This is a genomic window from Vibrio sp. NFR (assembly GCF_027587095.1).
Classification (GTDB): domain Bacteria; phylum Pseudomonadota; class Gammaproteobacteria; order Enterobacterales; family Vibrionaceae; genus Vibrio; species Vibrio harveyi.
Genome location: NZ_JAPPTN010000027.1, coordinates 1 through 15,088 on the forward strand (window position 1 = coordinate 1; position 15,088 = coordinate 15,088).

Below are 15,088 nucleotides of genomic sequence, written 5' to 3' on the forward strand. Positions count from 1 at the left end.
GCGTTAGGCATCTCGGAGGGAAAATGTACGATATTAAGAATTTAGCCAAGAAAGAGGCAGAACTAAAAGCTAGCTTTCACAAACATTTTGTTGCCTTCTTTGATAGTTTTGATTATTCCGATATCTCGGAGAAAGAAGTGAGAGTCGTCGATATGAATAGTCACGAAGACATCTCAGAGCTTATCTATGGTGCGGGTCTATACGTGATTTTTACTGATTATCAATCAGATAAAAATCCATGTTCACTAAGTGTTGATGGATTGAAAGCTATTTACCGAGGTCATGGTGTAAGAGTTAAAAAACGAGTAGAAAGCCACCTATTTAATAGTGAATACAACAAGAACAGAAATGGTACAAACTATACCGTTTGTATGAAATTGAATGGTCAGAATGGAATCGACATAAACGAACAACCATTTCGGAATTATCGCTGGAAAGTTATCACTCACAGCATGTCAGGAAGCAGCAAGACTATTCGAGAACAGGCTGAACAAGGCTTTGACTCAGTTTATAGTAGACCTTTGGGATCCAATGCCTAACAAACAATTTAAGAGTGATTCAGCACGCTTGGCATTTTTGGTTTGGGTTTAGTTCAGTGATTACGGTGGTCAAGTTGAGTGTCGTGGTTGCGTGCTTCACACCTTAATTGGGCGTTAGGCAAAGGGCAGAAAAGTTCTTTGCTCTAATCTTCTTGCTCCCTTTGCCCATCGTTTCTCTTAGTCGGCAATTCAGCATTGTCGGCTCAAATTCTTGAATCTTTCCAACCGTAAAACATGTCAAAATTCGTGGGTTGCCTCATTGGTTTTCAGTGTTGGTCGGTGGTGAGTTTCACTGGCTTAAGGTGTGGAAAGGGCGAGTTCAAAGAAGCTTTCGTATTCGCTGTCATTTCGCAGCTTTGAGTTTCCTGGTTCAAAAGCTACTTTGTCGTTGAAAGGCTGTGTTTCGTGAATGTTGAAAGTGAGGCTGTAACATAGTTGCTTTTGTAGTTATTGAATCACAAAAAGTCAGTGGGTAATTGGTTGCTTATCGCGTTTAAGGTATTCTGTTTTCAAACCAAGTTAGTGAGTACGCAGAAAATTTGCCTAACAAACAATTCAAGCTGATTCGCAACGCTCGGCGCTTTCGGTTTCAATAGGTTTGGTGATTAAGGTGAAGTGTTTGGGTAATGTGGCAGTGTCGCTCACAACTTAATTGGGCGTTATGTGCCTAGAACACGAGGTAAATTCCAATGGATTTAGAACAAATGCGGCTTGATGACGAGCTTGAAATGAAAAGAATATTGGAATCCAAGCAAGAAGAAATAGATGATTTTATTAAGTATTGTAAAGCCCTGGGCGTAAATTTAGTTCAAGAAAATTTCAGTTACTCATATAGAGTGGGGCTAACAGCAAACTCAGAGGGTATAGTTCAACGCCTTTACCCTGAACTGATAGTTGATAAGGATGGTTTAATCGACTTCGACTTAATGAGAAGTCAAGGTTTGTATTCTTTTCGTAATGTGGGTTATTTATTTGGCTCTAAGTTCACAATTCTAGCCTCACCTTTATATCGTAGGGGTTTCCACCCAGACTCTAACTGGGACTCAGGTTTTTTAAAAGAGTTCTGGTTTTACGGTAATGAATCATCCAAATGCTATATAGCATTGGACTTAGATAGGGTTCGACTCCCTAATGATAAATCGATATTTTTTGAGAAAGATTATTGGTTTGGACCTAAATTTTCGGATGACATAGCCTCTATCAGCGACGGTGTCACAAGGCATGTTGTGCCATTGGATATCAATACTGCACAAAGGTTATTTGTGTTTAATGATGCTTACTCGATTGAGGTTAAGTGGGACACTAATGGGAACAAAAAAACCTTTCAACTAATTGAGTTCCGCGAGGAAACAATGGTTGTTGAAACTGGTGTAGGAAAACTGCATCCAGCAAAGTACTTACATGCGGAGTTTGACTTAAATAAAAATGTATTCACTCATTTTGACGGTGCAATACAATTATTTGATACGCAAGAGTACTTCCAAGTTCGTGATTGCTTTTTTACCAATAGTAGAAATGCAGAGAATCAAGTTAAAGGAAAGTATCATAAGTTATTCAAAATAAACGATATGCTTCCCATTGGTGATTGGGCTGAGTTTGTTGGGTTATTCTGTAGCCATAACCCATTAATCTATGAGTACTTTACAGGTGAACTACCTGAGTTTATGAAAAATAAACTTGAGAAAGTCAGAAGTATAGGCACATAACAAACTGTTTAAGAGTGATTCGCAACGCGTGGCATTTTTACTATGCGTTGCGTTTTTGTGTTTAAGGTGTTCTGCGGAGGCTTTGGTATTGCGTTGCTCACACCTTAACAGGGCGTTAGCCCTTTTCGAGGAAACGATATGGAAATCGTAAAAGAAATAGATGTTTCAGAATTGCATCATAAGGCAATCGAAGCATTAAGAAATCAAGCTTTTCCAGATAGCCAAGTAAGTCGTTCTTACTTTAAGCAGTTGCCTCATATGCGTGCCCTTCATTTTCAAGGTGAACAGCTGGTTGGCTATCTTGGACTGGATTATCGCGTTGTTAGTGTCGGCGGGGAAATACATAAGGTTTTGGGCGTAATCGACTTTTGTGTTGACGAACGTTATCGAGGGCAAGGTATTGGCTCTTTTATGTTGTCAGAATTATCGGCATTTGCTGAAACTAAAGATGTGGATTTCATAATCCTTATATCTGAGTTACATGATTTCTACTCTACAAACGGCTTTTACCAAGTTCAGTGCATGCAGTCTTGGTTAAGGCTTCACGAGCACATCAACTTTGGAGTTGCTGTAGAGCATCTTGATGAACTGTATGTGAAACCACTCAGAGATAAGCAGTGGGGTGTTGGACATTTTGATTGGCTAGGTTATATGTACTAGTCAACCACAGGGCTAACAAACTGTTCAAGAGGGATTCGCAACGCGTGGCATTTTCACTATGCGTTGGTTTTAGTGTTTAAGGCGGTATGCGGCGGCTCTTGTATTGCGTTGCTCACCCCTTAACAGGGCGTTAGCCGTCTAAGTTTCTATATCAATTGTCTCTGTTGCATATATAATGCTGCACCTTTTTATTTTGCATTAATGTATGAACAGCAACAGAAGAAAATCATTTGGTTTAATTGGTGGCTTTTTTGCCCTCCTTTTGGGCTTAACGCCTCTAGACGTTGAAGCTAGGAGAGGTAGAAAGCGTGGCGGTAGAAGTACCAGTCGAAGAAAACGTTACACGTCTTCATTCAGGTCTTCGTATACGCCCACAAACAACAGTTATTCAGCTTCTAACAACAAGACACGCACTGCATCAAAGAGTTATGTAGTTACTGCAAGTGTCTTGAATGTACGAAAAGCCGCATCGGCTGACGCTGAAGTGTTGGGAAAAGTGACAAGAGGCATGAAGTTGCGGGTTTTGAGTTCTTCCAATCCGCTTTTTTATCAGATTGCATTCGATAGTCAGGTTGGTTACGTGAGCAAGCAATATGTAAGTTACAAGTAACTGGCAAAGACGGCTAACAAACTGTTTAAGTGTGATTCGCAACGCGTGGCATTTTCACTATGCGTTGCGTTTAGTGTTTAAGGTGGTATGCGGCGGCATCGGTATTGCGTTGCTCACACCTTAACAGGGCGTTATGTATCTCATGACGTTTCCATACCAAACTATTACTATAAACTAATTGATTGGCATGTTCGGTTAAGTTAGTATGCGCGTAATAACATATATAAGAGTATTTCAATGTCACGAGAGCCTAAACCTGTTGAGAATGAGATTTTCGATATTCTGAATGGTTGTATTGACAGCGGAAGAACGTTATCCGAAATAGAAATTCAACAACTCATTCGTAAAGCTAATCAACTTAGAGCACCACTCAAATATGTTTGCTTATCAGCGTTATATTCACACTCGGCTAAATATCAGTTAGCTATCGATACAGTCAATAGGTGTCTGAGGTCAAACTTTTACGAACCACAATGTGTATCGAATATGGTCTCCGCGCTGAAAAATGCCCGTTTATTCAAGAGCGTTGTTGATATCTCAAAAGAGTTTCCTTACATACTAGAACATAGCAAAGTGATGAGTGATGTGTATGATTCTGCTCTGTACACGTTGGATCTAGAGTATTGCTCATATATATCAGATAAATATGTTTTAACTCACGATGATGATTATCTAAGTCACGACAAGATATATGACTATTTCGAGCGTAATGAAGAAATTGTGTCAAGAGCATCTTCTTACTTTAATTATGTTTTTTCCACTCTGACAGAAATACTTGCTGAAGCTAAAGCGAGAAGCTCTTCCATACAGTTTGGCTTGTGTAACTTGGGAGACTATGCTTCGCTAGAGTTAGCCGTACAAGTCAAGGGCTCTGATTTCGAAAGCGTTTTTGATATGGAATCTAGCTGGACGAAAAGGTTAGCTCAGTACGAAATAGTGGATGATAAATTGTGTGATATCTCATTTGCTATGGAGGTCAAGAGTTGATAACCCCCCTCGAATTGCTAGAACATTCTCAAGCTCTATATGCCCAACCGGATAAAAACGAAGTCGTGCTGAGGAATGTTGCCCGAAACTCTTATTACGCGCTTTTTCACAAGCTTGGTGAATGCCAAGGGTTGCCAAACCTCGAGACAAAGAAGAAGGATTTTGGCTCCCATGAAGTTTTAATTCAGAGACTGAGAAAAAGCGATAACGAGTCCTATCGTGAGTGGGGGTTAGAGCTATCAAAACTTAAGCTGAAGAGAACCAAAGCTGATTATAACTTATCTCGTCGCTTCTCAGATGATGACGCAAGAAAATCTATAAAGGTAACTCAGAAAATATTTGAAGCTATGAGTAGCAGCAGGCAAGAAGGTATTGACGAACAAGAGAATACAAATGTTTTGTTTGACGGTTGTGACCAAACTAAAGATGAGTCAATCAAGCCTTGTCAACCACAGCTAAAAGTCGTTAAGTAAATCGGAGTTTTGTTGGCTCTACTTAGAATATATCCCTAGCAACTCTTCGTTACATAACAAAGCATTTAAGAGTGATTCCCAACGCTTGGCATTTTTGATGTCATCGTTGGGTTTTGTGTTTAAGGTAGTATGGTTAAGCTTAGTGGTAGCGTTGCTCACACCTTAATGCGGCGTTAAGCTTCATCGAGGATATATGTTAGAACTGTTGATTCCTTTAAAGAAAACTGTAAATCAGTCAGCAAAATATGATCTGACTAACTGGTTAGACACAATGCCGGATGGAGCTGCGTGGTATGTTATTTCGGACTATTGCTTCGGGGACAAAACTAAGCAAAATGACACGGTGTCGTTTACAGTTTTGTTGCATCACGACAAGCTGGAGAACATCAAAGAATACATCAACCACTTTGCACCTAGGGATATCAAGTCAACTAGGACGGTCTCTGTCGAATTTTTACAATATATAAACTCACCTGTAAGTTTTTCTTTTACTTTTGTAATTGATCGAAAATCTAACTTACTTCGGGACTATGCTACAGACGAAAATATGTTGTCATTCTTGCCTGCATTTCGAAGTGTCATATCAGACATCGCAAGCAACTCAACATTTCAAGGCGGTTATATTGACGGAGTTATGAAAAGGGTTAAGGCTTTTGAATCTGATTTTTCAAAGAAAAATTTCAATTCAAAACTTGCGCGTCAAATTTATATAGTTTCTGCATTTGCTAGTGTTGTGTTTGAAATTTTAACCATAGCTAAAAAACCTAGATATATTCAATGGGTTTCTGACCGAGATGCTCTACTTGAAAGATATGATAGCTTTGTCTTTGACCTAGCATACTTTTTATTTTTACAAGGTTACTCTGAGCACTTTGAGAGGACAGAGAATTCAGTGCTAATGTTGGATACTCCTCAGTTTATATTTCCTGAGCCGGAGAAGTCTGGGAAAAATTATTTTGATGAGTTAATTCGAATTCCTGACTATTTGGCGGGTACGTTAGCCGACTTCGATGTCTCGTCTAATAAATTTAGCAAGGACAAGTATGATACGATCCTTTTGAATTCGTTAGTTAACTCACGAAATCAAGCTGTTATCTACGTTACAGGCAAGGGGAATGAACTATTGTGTAAACGTCTAGTTCATGAAGCTTAACAATCTGTTTAAGAGTGATTCGCAACGCGTGGCATTTTTACTATGCGTTGCGTTTAGTGTTTAAGGTGGTATGCGGTGGCTTAGGTATTGCGTTGCTCACACCTTAACAGGGCGTTATATTAATTTTTAAGTTTGGAGAAAAAATTTGAGTGTATATCATTTAAAACGGCTTGCTAAAGCACTGGTTTGTGGTCTTATTTTATATGTGATGGCTTATAGCGCTTATCAGGTTTTTGTGCCAACAGCAAAAATCTCTGGTGCTCAGTTAATGTCTCAAGAGCATGCAAACTCCCAATTGATAGTAACCACATGCGATGAAGTAAAGTACAAAAATATTGACTGTGAACTATATAAATCGTTAGTGAAAGAACTTAAAGATATCGAACTTCCGGAAGTGAAATACAGTGATATTGTGTGCCTATCTTCGGCTGCAATGTCAGTGGAGCTTCCTCCCTTAACTCCGCCATGGTTAGTTAATACGGTTGTCGAAAAAGTGACAGTAGAAAAAGTTGAATGTGATACTCAAGAGTCTTGGAACGAAGTTAGGAAAATACTAGATGATTACCAGAGATTAAAAGCGGCGGAAAAGGCAGCAACCGTAACGGAGTGAACATTAATATAACAAACTGTTTAAGAGTGATTCGCAACGCTTGGCATTTTTGCTATGCGTTGCGTCTGGTGTTTAAGGTGGTATGCGGTAGCTTCGGCATTGCGTTGCTCACACCTTAACAGGGCGTTATGTGATTAATCATCAATCGAGGAAAAAATGAATAAGATAGTAGTAGGCTTGATTTTGAGCTTTGTCTTAGTTGGTTGTTCAAATCTGGGCACGACTCGTGCCGTTAATGGAAATATAGTCCAAAACATCGAAGATCCTAACGACTTTGGTTCAATTGCGTATGTTGATTACTACGATGTTGATACGCTAAGAGCAATCGAGAAAAAGAAAGCGGAACTAGCGTTTGAAGAGCCTGATTATTCGAAGATTCCGGTAAATGGATATTTGCTGGCACATGTTAAAACACCAACAATTGAATCGGCAGATACGAAGTGGTGGAAAACTGTAGTTGTTGACGAAGCTGGAAATGTGTTGGCGAAGAAGCAAGGTAGTGCGAGCGTAGCATCATACGAGACAACGAATGGAATTACAGTATGGAAAAACTCTATGTTAGTTGTGCTACCAGAAGTTCAACCTCCTTTTAATGTTTACATTGTCAGTGACTTATTAAATAAGCGCTGGGGATACAAAGTTCTGGGTAAAAATTAATCACATAACAAACTGTTTAAGAGTGATTCGCAACGCGTGGCATTTTTGCTATGCGTTGCGTTTAGTGTTTAAGGTGGTATGCGGTAGCTTCGGTATTGCGTTGCTCACACCTTAACAGGGCGTTAGCTGTCCTATTTTAAAAGGAGTAAATAACATTGGAAGAGTTGAGGTATTTGTCGAGAATCTATTATCAAAATACAGTTAGTTTCTCTTACTTCGGAGCAAGAGGAGTTTTGTATTTATTCATATCCCTAATTCTTTTTTTGTTAAGTGCGTATATTCAAGTGGTTCTAAAAATCGACGTATTGTCGATAGTTCTAATGGTATTGGCTGCGATGCTGCTAGCGGACGCTAGGAGGCGTTATGACAGAAACCTAATCTGTCATTTGTCAAACTACACCCTTCTAAATAGTGATAACGTAGATCATCACAAAGCTGTGTACCTCAAAACCTTAGTTGCTCACATTGGTAAGTCTTTATTTGATGCGATGAAAGACCTAAAGGAAATTAGGGAGATTGCTAAGAGTGAGCATGGATTATCTAGTAAATCAGAGTGGTCTCGGTTTTGTAATTTTATCTACAGCCCTGACTCAAAGAATCGCATTTTAAGTTTGGTTATCTATCTTATTAGTTTAATTGCTTTAATCACAATTCCCCGTTCTGAAAATGAGGTTGGGTTTTATAATTTAATTCACAATTTATCTTTTAGTGAGGTTTGGGGATATTTGGTGTTAGCTTTATTTCTGATTGTTCTTGGTTACGCTATCCTAGTCTTACCAGTAATGTACTTATATAAATTCGCTGTTGTGCCGATGCTCCTGAAGACTTCGTCTGTAGATGCTCTTTCAAGGTTCTTTATATCAGAGCTTGCTAAATATGCGTACTTGGACAATCGAGTGCAGCGGAACAGCTAACAAACTGTTTAAGAGTGATTCGCAACGCGTGGCATTTTTACTATGCGTTGCGTTTAGTGTTTAAGGTGGTATGCGGCAGCTTCAGTATTGCGTTGCTCACACCTTAACAGGGCGTTAGTTCCCCAGAGGAAGCAATCAATCCGTAGGGAATTTTTGTTTCTGGTGGAGTACACGCATAACTCTGATGATATCGCCCTCGACCCAATAAGAGACAATCATCGAAATCTCAGGAATAATGAGCAATCGTCCGCGGATGCCATCTCGTTGTACACCCATTAAAGGTTGTTCAAGCAAGTTTTCTACTTTTGCTTCAATGAGGTTGTCAGTTTTTTCTGCCGCATCAGGGTTGAAGTCATAGAGAAACTCGAAGATCTTTTCACGATCATTAAGTGACTCTTCTTCCCATAAAATCATTGCTTACCTCGATTACGGATTCTGGCTTTGCGCTCTTCCATTCGAGACTTAGCAGTTTGGTGCTCAACGAAAACAGATTTTCCTGAGTCAAACTTCTCAAAGGCTAGGTTTACTTGTTCAGTTAGCCATGCATCGTGAGATAATGTTTTTCTTTGTTGTTCAGCGAGTTGCTCAGTAAGTTCACGACATGCGTCACTCAGAGTGCGACCTTGGCTCTCAGCCATTTGTTGAGCTAGGCGTTTTGTTTCTTCATCAACACGAAATTGAATTCTAGTGTCCATGATGTATTCCTTTTTTGGTGTGTGTACAAATGTTAGCACTAGGCTTTGAGATGGGCAACTAACAAACAATTTAAGAGTGATTCGGCACGCGTGGCATTTTTACTATGCGTTGGTTTTAGTGATTAAGGTGTTATGCGGAAGCATCGTATTGCGTGCCTCACACCTTAATTGGGCGTTAGTACGGGTTTGACATCAAAGGTCATAAGTTTTGGTGTTTATCTGTTTTGGCGTTTGTCTTTACACCTTTCAGTTTGTACCTTTCACGTTCTTTCCGGTGGCACTATATGCGGAGTGTTTGCTTTGATTTCACCATTTACGGTGTCTAACTCTTACCCTATTTCTTTAGCGCTTCTTCTCTTTCGTGGCTTTTACTAAGTCAGAATTGTCTTTCTTTGGTATTGCCGTCGAAGTGCGAGGATCGAATCCTTTTCTAATTTGAAGCCAGTGAAAGTAGGGCAGTTCAATGCATTTTTCTTCTAGCCAACTTTCGTCTTTCAATCGAGGTAAAGTTTTGTAGCTGCCCGTCTCACTTCAGTGTTCAAAGCCTTTCATATTATGCCACTTTTCAATATCTTGGAGCGCATAAATAGAAGTAGCGCATGTACTAACAAATTGCTTAAGAGTGATTCGTAACGCGTGGCATTTTTACTTTGCGGTGGCTTATGTGATTAAGGCGCTGTGCGGTAGCTTTTGTATTGCGTTACTCACACCTTAGCAAGGCGTTATGCCTTTTGGGAGAAAATATGCAGTTTTACAAAGCAGATGAATATCAGGCATCTTGCGAAAACCTATATCGTAAGTACGAATATGAGATAGCTGCTTTACTTCCAGATGCATCCATTGAGCATATTGGAGCTTCCTCTATCCCCAATGCTGTATCTAAAGGTGACCTAGACATACTTGTTGGTGTTAACGGTAAGGAACTAGAGAATGCAGTAAAGTTACTTTCTACTCTAGGCTTCAACGAAAAATCCGATACGTTAAGAACTCCGGAGCTTTGCATGCTGGAAAATAGCTCAGGTGAGGATGTCGCTTTTCAAGTTGTAGCTAATGGTTCGGAGTTTGAGTTATTTGTGGGGTTTAGAGACAAACTCCGTAAAAGTCCTGAGTTAGTTCAACGATACAATGAGCTGAAAATGTCTTGTACAGGTTGGTCTCACGAAGAGTATCGTCGGAAAAAATCAGCTTTTATTGAGCGCGTGTTAGGACAGGCATAACAAACTGTTTAAGAGTGATTCGCAACGCGTGGCATTTTTACTATGCGTTGTTTTTAGTGCTTAAGGTGGTATGCGGAAGCATCGGGATTACGTTGCTCACACCTTAACAGGGCGTTAACTGGCGCAGAAAATACGAAAGCACAATGATACAGTTTCTAGGTTCAGAGATTTAGCGTGTCCGGTTGGTTTCCTTAGCTGAGCTAATGCGACTAATTTCAGTTTGATACTTAAGTTTACTGATGTGAAAGGCGGCACAAAGCCTTCTAATAATATAAGGCATTCGCGATTAGTTCGGCGCAGTTATATCGCCGAAGTATGGTGTTGTGAGACGCATTTCAAACTAAAGATAAACGGTAATTTTTTGGTTAAATACATATTTGAGTTAGCTTTGCTAATCATTAATTAGCAAAACGAGCTTTGGCGAAAGTGGCTGAAAGATCGGCGAAAACTGAAAGGCGCTCAGTTAACAAACTGTTCAAGAGGGATTCGCAACGCGTGGCATTTTCACTATGCGTTGGCTTTAGTGTTTAAGGTGGTATGCGGCGGCTTCAGTATTGCGTTGCTCACCCCTTAACAGAGCGTTAACCCTACTATCAGATATTTATAAATCCAGTAGGCGAGCCTGAGATTTATTTACAGTTCCCACATAGCCACCAATGCCTTTGCGTTGCATTATTGATTGGCTATTTTGATATGCTTCGTAAAGCAATTTGAATCGCTCTTTCGTTATCACCATTGAATTGTGGGTAACTTCGATGTTGAAAGCTACGACAGTGGAATCTGCTGGCGATTCTTTTAACGCGTTTAATGTAAACTTAGAACGTTTGGCTGCGTTTTTTAGCCGTTCACACCAGTGCTTCAAAAGCTCTTTGTCATTCGATGAGATCACAATGTCATCAACATAAACACTAATAGTGACATTTTGGTCGTTAAAGCATGAGTCTAGTTCAGAACCAAATGTGCTTTTATGTAAACAAATAGAGGCTAAAATTGGCGACTGCACGTACCCATAAGGAATGCTGTGCGAATGGGCTTTAGAGCCATCATTTTTGACAGATGAGAGTTTGGCTAACTTTCGTGCGATATCGTATCCAAAAAGTGGTTTTAAAGTTCTTGTAACTCTTGTGCGACTTATAGAACCAAAAAAATCTTTGATATCAAGGCTAGCAAAGAAATTATTAGCTGTATGTTTTTCCAAAGCTTTTACATGTCCGCCGTCACGCAGGTGATAATAGTACTCAGGAGCTTTCCACTTTTTACGAATTTGGGTAATCAATTCACGACCGTATTTTTTGGATTCTAAGGTTGGTTCATACACCCAAGTTCCGGGTTTTACTTCAAACCTATTTTTCCATCCAATATTCAGGTACATGTTATTTGATCTTCAGTGCAATAATTAAAAGCCACGTTAAATAGCGCGTAAGCGACTAGTGCAAACTTACCTACAGCTGTAAGCAAGTTGAACACTTTAGTAGTCAACTCGATGCGCTCTTTAACTAGACTTAGATTTGGTTGTTTTTCCATAATCTAGCCCTCCATAAAGACCCCGACATGCCTAGCGCGAGCGCATGACTTTCATTAACTATCAGGACAACATATGAATAACATTGAAATCAATCATAAGAGTCCTCAAGAATCACATTGTGACAACTATAGAGGGATGGCAACGATGTCGCCTAATGTCAGGGACTTTGAATTCTACGCTTAGCTCTAGTAAAGTCAATAAAAACAGTGCTATATGTTGGGAGTAGGGTTAACAAACTGTTTAAGAGTGATTCGCAACGCGTGGCATTTTTGTTATGCGTTAGCTTATGTGTTTAAGGTGGTATGCTGCGGCATTGGTATTGCGTTGCTCACACCTTAACAGGGCGTTAGGTTTTCGGAGGTAAAATGCATAAGTTTGTATGGGATACATCAGCAATAGTAAATATTAAAGAATCGAATGATGATGGATATTCACCGGGTAGAAGCCTATTTAAAGATCTTTCTGATGGTTGGATTGATATTGACTATCAAAATATATTTCCAACTCTCGCTGTTTTCGAAGTAAATGCAACGGTCTCAAAGCTCGCTCGCAAAGGAAAACCGGTTCTTAGAGAGTTCTATCTTTTAGATGACCGAGCTCTTATGTACGATGTTGACCAAGAACTAATTCGAAAAGCTAATCAATTATTTACGTTGGATGGCTTTGATAAGTTGTATGGAGCAGATTTGGTTTTTGCATGCATCGCAAAGATTGAAGATGCGTACTTGGTTACAATGGATCGTAAACTTGCCATGCATGCTTCGAAGCATGTAAAAGTCATTGATTTGAATGAGAGTAAATCTTCGCCAGTTTATAGAGCACTCTTTGAGTAAAAACCTAACAAACTGTTTAAGAGTGATTCGCAACGCGTGGCATTTTTACTATGCGTTGGTTTTAGTGTTTAAGGTGGTCTGCGGAGGCTTCGGTATTGCGTTGCTCACACCTTAACAGGGCGTTAGGCTTAAAATAACAGTATGTCATATTTTATATTTGTTTTATAATCTCGCTAATTTTTATTTTCCAGAGTTGTGGTTCTTGATGAAACAATGGTTGTATGAGAAATCGCTTGCCGTTTTCATTATTACATTAGCAGTTTATATTTTGATTTGGTGCACAGTCTCTTACGTTGGAGTTTATGTGACATACGTTGCGGGACCTATTTTAGTTGTGTCTGGGATTATTTCTTATTGTTGTTCACCCGACGAAAATACGTCTAACTAAGGGAGATTGAGTAATGCCAATGTGCGACGAGTTTCCCGAACTATATTTTCCTGATGAAAATGGAGATTTCGCTTGGGATAAGCCGGGTTGGGGAGATTCTTTTGAAGAGCCTGAAGAGGAGTTAAAAGAGGAATTTAGTAGTGCTTCAAACTACTTCTCTTCTTTGGCGGACGCTAAAGCTTATGCTCTAGCTCACCCTGGAACAACTTTAGTTCGAAACCCACAAGGAGAGGGTTTTGTAGTTAAAGGTACTGTAGCTTCTGAGAAAGTTGTTTATAGACAAAAGCAAGATGCCCATAAACGTTCAGAGAATGAACGTGCAGGTCGACCAAGAAATGCAGGGCTCAGTTGGTATGATCGAGACTTGGCTATATTGTTAAGGCTCCATAGCCAGAGATTAGATATAAAAGAGATAGCGCTCCAACTTGAAAGAAGTCCGTTGTCAATATCTGCCAAATTACTCAATTTAGAGTTGTTGTCGGAGCAAGAACATCAAAGCAATATGACTCTATATTCACAACCAAGATTTTAAGCCTAACAAACTGTTTAAGGGCGATTCGCAACGCGTGGCATTTTCACTATGCGTTGCGTTTAGTGTTTAAGGTGGTATGCGGCAGCATCGGTATTGCGTTGCTCACACCTTAACAGGGCGTTATATTCAGTTACAATGAGGAGGTTATTTGTTAGATAAATATGACTCAAAGTTAAGATCAGAGTTTACTTACGTCGACTCACCAGATCATCCCAATTTGATATCCTCCCCTGATGCTCTTGTTGCAAAAAAAGGGGAAATAAATGCTTACTATCGAGTCCATTCAGATGAAAAAGTTCGTTTAAAAAACTTATTGTCAAGGCTGGCAATTTCAAGGTTAGCTCTTCCTGTACATACAAAGCATGTGCTGGTTCTTCCAGAAGACAATAATGAGAGGATATTATTTGCCTGTATATCTAACTTTGATCGGGTAATTGAAGACAGCGACTTTACGACAAGTCTAAATTTACTAAATGATAAAACCCCTGATTCTATTGTAGAGCGTAACCTCTTTCTTAGAGATGAGCATTATGTAAGGTTTGGAATTGTTTATGAGCTATCGCTAAGTCAAGAATCGCACACTCACGATCGGGAAATAAATATTTCTTTCGATGACGATATACTTGAAAGTGTCTATTATTCGGATTGGTTAAAAAATACTCGAAATAGAGGTGTGAAAAAAGAATTTTTTAAATCACATTTGTTTTATAAGACCGAACGTAGTGTTATTTCTATTCCTAACTTTAATAGCTCTAGTAAGAAGATGGACTTGTTACGCAACATTTGCATTTCTTCTTTGCAGATCGAGTCAAATTTTGAAGATGGTGTTTTAGAAAGTGATTTGATGTTGGGTAAGTTTATAATGTCTGAATCTGTTCCTAGCTATAAGCATGATGTGCTCAAGGGGCTAAGAAGCGCTTCATTTTGTGGTTTATCTTTAAGTGGAGCAACTAATATTAATAGTGTTAATAGTTACTCAGAGTTTCTCTCAAATAGAATCGAAGGTGGTATCCGTGAGCTCAGCAAAAAAAAGAATCGATACATTAAACGTAATCGTAACTGGTAGTATTATTGCGTCAGAGCACGAATGTAACTTAGTTCAAGGTGAGTTTAATGAGGTTCATCGTTGCTCAAATGTTTTACCTAAACAAAGAAAACACTTATTGCAGATACTTCATGCAACTAGAGGTTTAGATACGGCTTTAGGTACTTTTGCGAGACTTCATGCTATACCTTATAAAACACCTGCTTTAGGATCATATATTTGGTCGTTTGCTAATCATACTAAACCTGGTTTGCAGCATTTGACTCAAGCAGAAAGACATCAATTTCAAACAGAAATTGTGGACAAAAGAAACCACTTTATGCATCAAGCTGGTGCTTTTCCTAATCAAGATAGGGTCGTTAATAAAATACTATCTGAAATGCAAACATGCCTAGCAAGAGTCTCAGCCCTCTAAATATAACAAACTGTTTAAGAGTGATTCGCAACGCGTGGCATTTTTACTATGCGTTGCGTTTTTGTGTTTAAGGTGTTCTGCGGAGGCTTTGGTATTGCGTTGCTCACACCTTAACAGGGCGTTAGAGTG

18 protein-coding genes are annotated in these 15,088 nt (G+C 39.3%); 15 read left to right on the forward strand and 3 right to left on the reverse strand.

All coding sequences use genetic code 11. The annotated features are described in order from the left end of the window. The 10 genes from OH463_RS25950 to OH463_RS26020 form a co-directional block, all read left to right on the forward strand. Window positions 1-539 (forward strand): hypothetical protein (locus tag OH463_RS25950; protein ID WP_269993176.1); only part of this gene is annotated, 539 nt, incomplete at its 5' end. Window positions 540-1,228: 689 nt separating this feature from the next. Continuing rightward, window positions 1,229-2,245, forward strand: coding sequence for a hypothetical protein (locus OH463_RS25955; protein ID WP_269993178.1), 1,017 nt, complete (start codon window positions 1,229-1,231; stop codon window positions 2,243-2,245). Window positions 2,246-2,383: 138 nt separating this feature from the next. After that, window positions 2,384-2,905 carry a GNAT family N-acetyltransferase gene (locus tag OH463_RS25965; protein ID WP_269993179.1) on the forward strand — a complete coding sequence of 174 codons (522 nt, stop codon included), beginning with the start codon at window positions 2,384-2,386 and terminating at the stop codon, window positions 2,903-2,905. A gap of 205 nt (window positions 2,906-3,110) precedes the next feature. Beyond that, window positions 3,111-3,515: an SH3 domain-containing protein gene (locus OH463_RS26345; protein WP_080544944.1), complete on the forward strand. Its 405-nt coding sequence runs from the start codon at window positions 3,111-3,113 to the stop codon at window positions 3,513-3,515. A 237-nt stretch (window positions 3,516-3,752) separates the two neighbouring features. After that, window positions 3,753-4,502: a hypothetical protein gene (locus OH463_RS25980; protein WP_269993181.1), complete on the forward strand. Its 750-nt coding sequence runs from the start codon at window positions 3,753-3,755 to the stop codon at window positions 4,500-4,502. Beyond that, the gene (locus OH463_RS25985) at window positions 4,499-4,975 is read left to right on the forward strand and encodes a hypothetical protein (RefSeq protein WP_269993182.1); all 477 of its coding nucleotides are present in this window, start codon (window positions 4,499-4,501) and stop codon (window positions 4,973-4,975) included. The genes OH463_RS25980 and OH463_RS25985 overlap by 4 nt, the downstream gene beginning before the upstream one ends. Before the next feature lie 193 nt (window positions 4,976-5,168). Then, window positions 5,169-6,128, forward strand: a complete 960-nt coding sequence (locus OH463_RS25990) for a hypothetical protein (RefSeq protein ID WP_269993184.1) — start codon at window positions 5,169-5,171, stop codon at window positions 6,126-6,128. A 145-nt stretch (window positions 6,129-6,273) separates the two neighbouring features. Beyond that, on the forward strand, window positions 6,274-6,738 hold the full coding sequence (locus OH463_RS26000) for a hypothetical protein (RefSeq protein WP_269993186.1): 465 nt from the start codon (window positions 6,274-6,276) through the stop codon (window positions 6,736-6,738). Window positions 6,739-6,894: 156 nt separating this feature from the next. Further along, on the forward strand, window positions 6,895-7,395 hold the full coding sequence (locus OH463_RS26010; protein WP_025523672.1) for a hypothetical protein: 501 nt from the start codon (window positions 6,895-6,897) through the stop codon (window positions 7,393-7,395). A gap of 320 nt (window positions 7,396-7,715) precedes the next feature. After that, window positions 7,716-8,309, forward strand: coding sequence for a hypothetical protein (locus OH463_RS26020; RefSeq protein ID WP_238803215.1), 594 nt, complete (start codon window positions 7,716-7,718; stop codon window positions 8,307-8,309). Window positions 8,310-8,444: 135 nt separating this feature from the next. Here the strand turns inward: OH463_RS26020 and OH463_RS26030 are convergent, their stop codons facing one another. Together OH463_RS26030 and OH463_RS26035 are read right to left on the reverse strand one after the other, a co-directional pair. Next, a complete protein-coding gene (locus OH463_RS26030) occupies window positions 8,445-8,723 on the reverse strand; it encodes a type II toxin-antitoxin system RelE/ParE family toxin (protein ID WP_005398411.1) in 279 nt (92 codons plus the stop codon). Then, a complete protein-coding gene (locus OH463_RS26035; RefSeq protein ID WP_005398409.1) occupies window positions 8,720-9,004 on the reverse strand; it encodes a type II toxin-antitoxin system RelB/DinJ family antitoxin in 285 nt (94 codons plus the stop codon). The genes OH463_RS26030 and OH463_RS26035 overlap by 4 nt, the downstream gene beginning before the upstream one ends. Window positions 9,005-9,747: 743 nt before the next feature. On the opposite strand from OH463_RS26035, the gene OH463_RS26050 reads away from it, so the two are divergent. Beyond that, a complete protein-coding gene (locus OH463_RS26050; protein ID WP_269993227.1) occupies window positions 9,748-10,221 on the forward strand; it encodes a GrpB family protein in 474 nt (157 codons plus the stop codon). Window positions 10,222-10,822: 601 nt separating this feature from the next. Here the strand turns inward: OH463_RS26050 and OH463_RS26065 are convergent. Continuing rightward, complete coding sequence (locus tag OH463_RS26065) at window positions 10,823-11,593, reverse strand: reverse transcriptase domain-containing protein (protein ID WP_179000663.1); 771 nt, start codon at window positions 11,591-11,593, stop codon at window positions 10,823-10,825. A 518-nt stretch (window positions 11,594-12,111) separates the two neighbouring features. Between OH463_RS26065 and OH463_RS26075 the strand changes: the two genes are divergently transcribed. The 4 genes from OH463_RS26075 (at window position 12,112) to OH463_RS26100 (ending at window position 14,959) form a co-directional block, all read left to right on the forward strand. Then, on the forward strand, window positions 12,112-12,579 hold the full coding sequence (locus OH463_RS26075; RefSeq protein WP_049535828.1) for a hypothetical protein: 468 nt from the start codon (window positions 12,112-12,114) through the stop codon (window positions 12,577-12,579). Between the two features lie 401 nt (window positions 12,580-12,980). Beyond that, on the forward strand, window positions 12,981-13,499 hold the full coding sequence (locus OH463_RS26085) for a hypothetical protein (protein ID WP_050940300.1): 519 nt from the start codon (window positions 12,981-12,983) through the stop codon (window positions 13,497-13,499). A 148-nt stretch (window positions 13,500-13,647) separates the two neighbouring features. Then, entirely contained in the window at window positions 13,648-14,565 is a 918-nt protein-coding gene (locus tag OH463_RS26095; protein WP_269993241.1) for a hypothetical protein, read from the forward strand. Beyond that, complete coding sequence (locus OH463_RS26100; RefSeq protein ID WP_269993243.1) at window positions 14,513-14,959, forward strand: hypothetical protein; 447 nt, start codon at window positions 14,513-14,515, stop codon at window positions 14,957-14,959. The genes OH463_RS26095 and OH463_RS26100 overlap by 53 nt, the downstream gene beginning before the upstream one ends. The last annotated feature ends 129 nt before the right edge of the window (window positions 14,960-15,088 follow it).

Excerpts from the sequence above, each read along its gene's own strand:
- OH463_RS26345 (WP_080544944.1), top strand. The coding sequence starts at position 3,111 with ATGAACAGCAACAGAAGAAAATCATTTGGTTTAATTGGTGGCTTTTTT.
- OH463_RS26020 (WP_238803215.1), top strand. The coding sequence starts at position 7,716 with ATGGTATTGGCTGCGATGCTGCTAGCGGACGCTAGGAGGCGTTATGAC.
- OH463_RS26075 (WP_049535828.1), top strand. The coding sequence starts at position 12,112 with ATGCATAAGTTTGTATGGGATACATCAGCAATAGTAAATATTAAAGAA.
- OH463_RS25955 (WP_269993178.1), top strand. The coding sequence starts at position 1,229 with ATGGATTTAGAACAAATGCGGCTTGATGACGAGCTTGAAATGAAAAGA.
- OH463_RS25980 (WP_269993181.1), top strand. The coding sequence starts at position 3,753 with ATGTCACGAGAGCCTAAACCTGTTGAGAATGAGATTTTCGATATTCTG.
- OH463_RS26010 (WP_025523672.1), top strand. The coding sequence starts at position 6,895 with ATGAATAAGATAGTAGTAGGCTTGATTTTGAGCTTTGTCTTAGTTGGT.
- OH463_RS26085 (WP_050940300.1), top strand. The coding sequence starts at position 12,981 with ATGCCAATGTGCGACGAGTTTCCCGAACTATATTTTCCTGATGAAAAT.
- OH463_RS26065 (WP_179000663.1), bottom strand. The coding sequence starts at position 11,593 with ATGTACCTGAATATTGGATGGAAAAATAGGTTTGAAGTAAAACCCGGA.
- OH463_RS25990 (WP_269993184.1), top strand. The coding sequence starts at position 5,169 with ATGTTAGAACTGTTGATTCCTTTAAAGAAAACTGTAAATCAGTCAGCA.
- OH463_RS26030 (WP_005398411.1), bottom strand. The coding sequence starts at position 8,723 with ATGATTTTATGGGAAGAAGAGTCACTTAATGATCGTGAAAAGATCTTC.
- OH463_RS26050 (WP_269993227.1), top strand. The coding sequence starts at position 9,748 with ATGCAGTTTTACAAAGCAGATGAATATCAGGCATCTTGCGAAAACCTA.
- OH463_RS26035 (WP_005398409.1), bottom strand. The coding sequence starts at position 9,004 with ATGGACACTAGAATTCAATTTCGTGTTGATGAAGAAACAAAACGCCTA.
- OH463_RS25965 (WP_269993179.1), top strand. The coding sequence starts at position 2,384 with ATGGAAATCGTAAAAGAAATAGATGTTTCAGAATTGCATCATAAGGCA.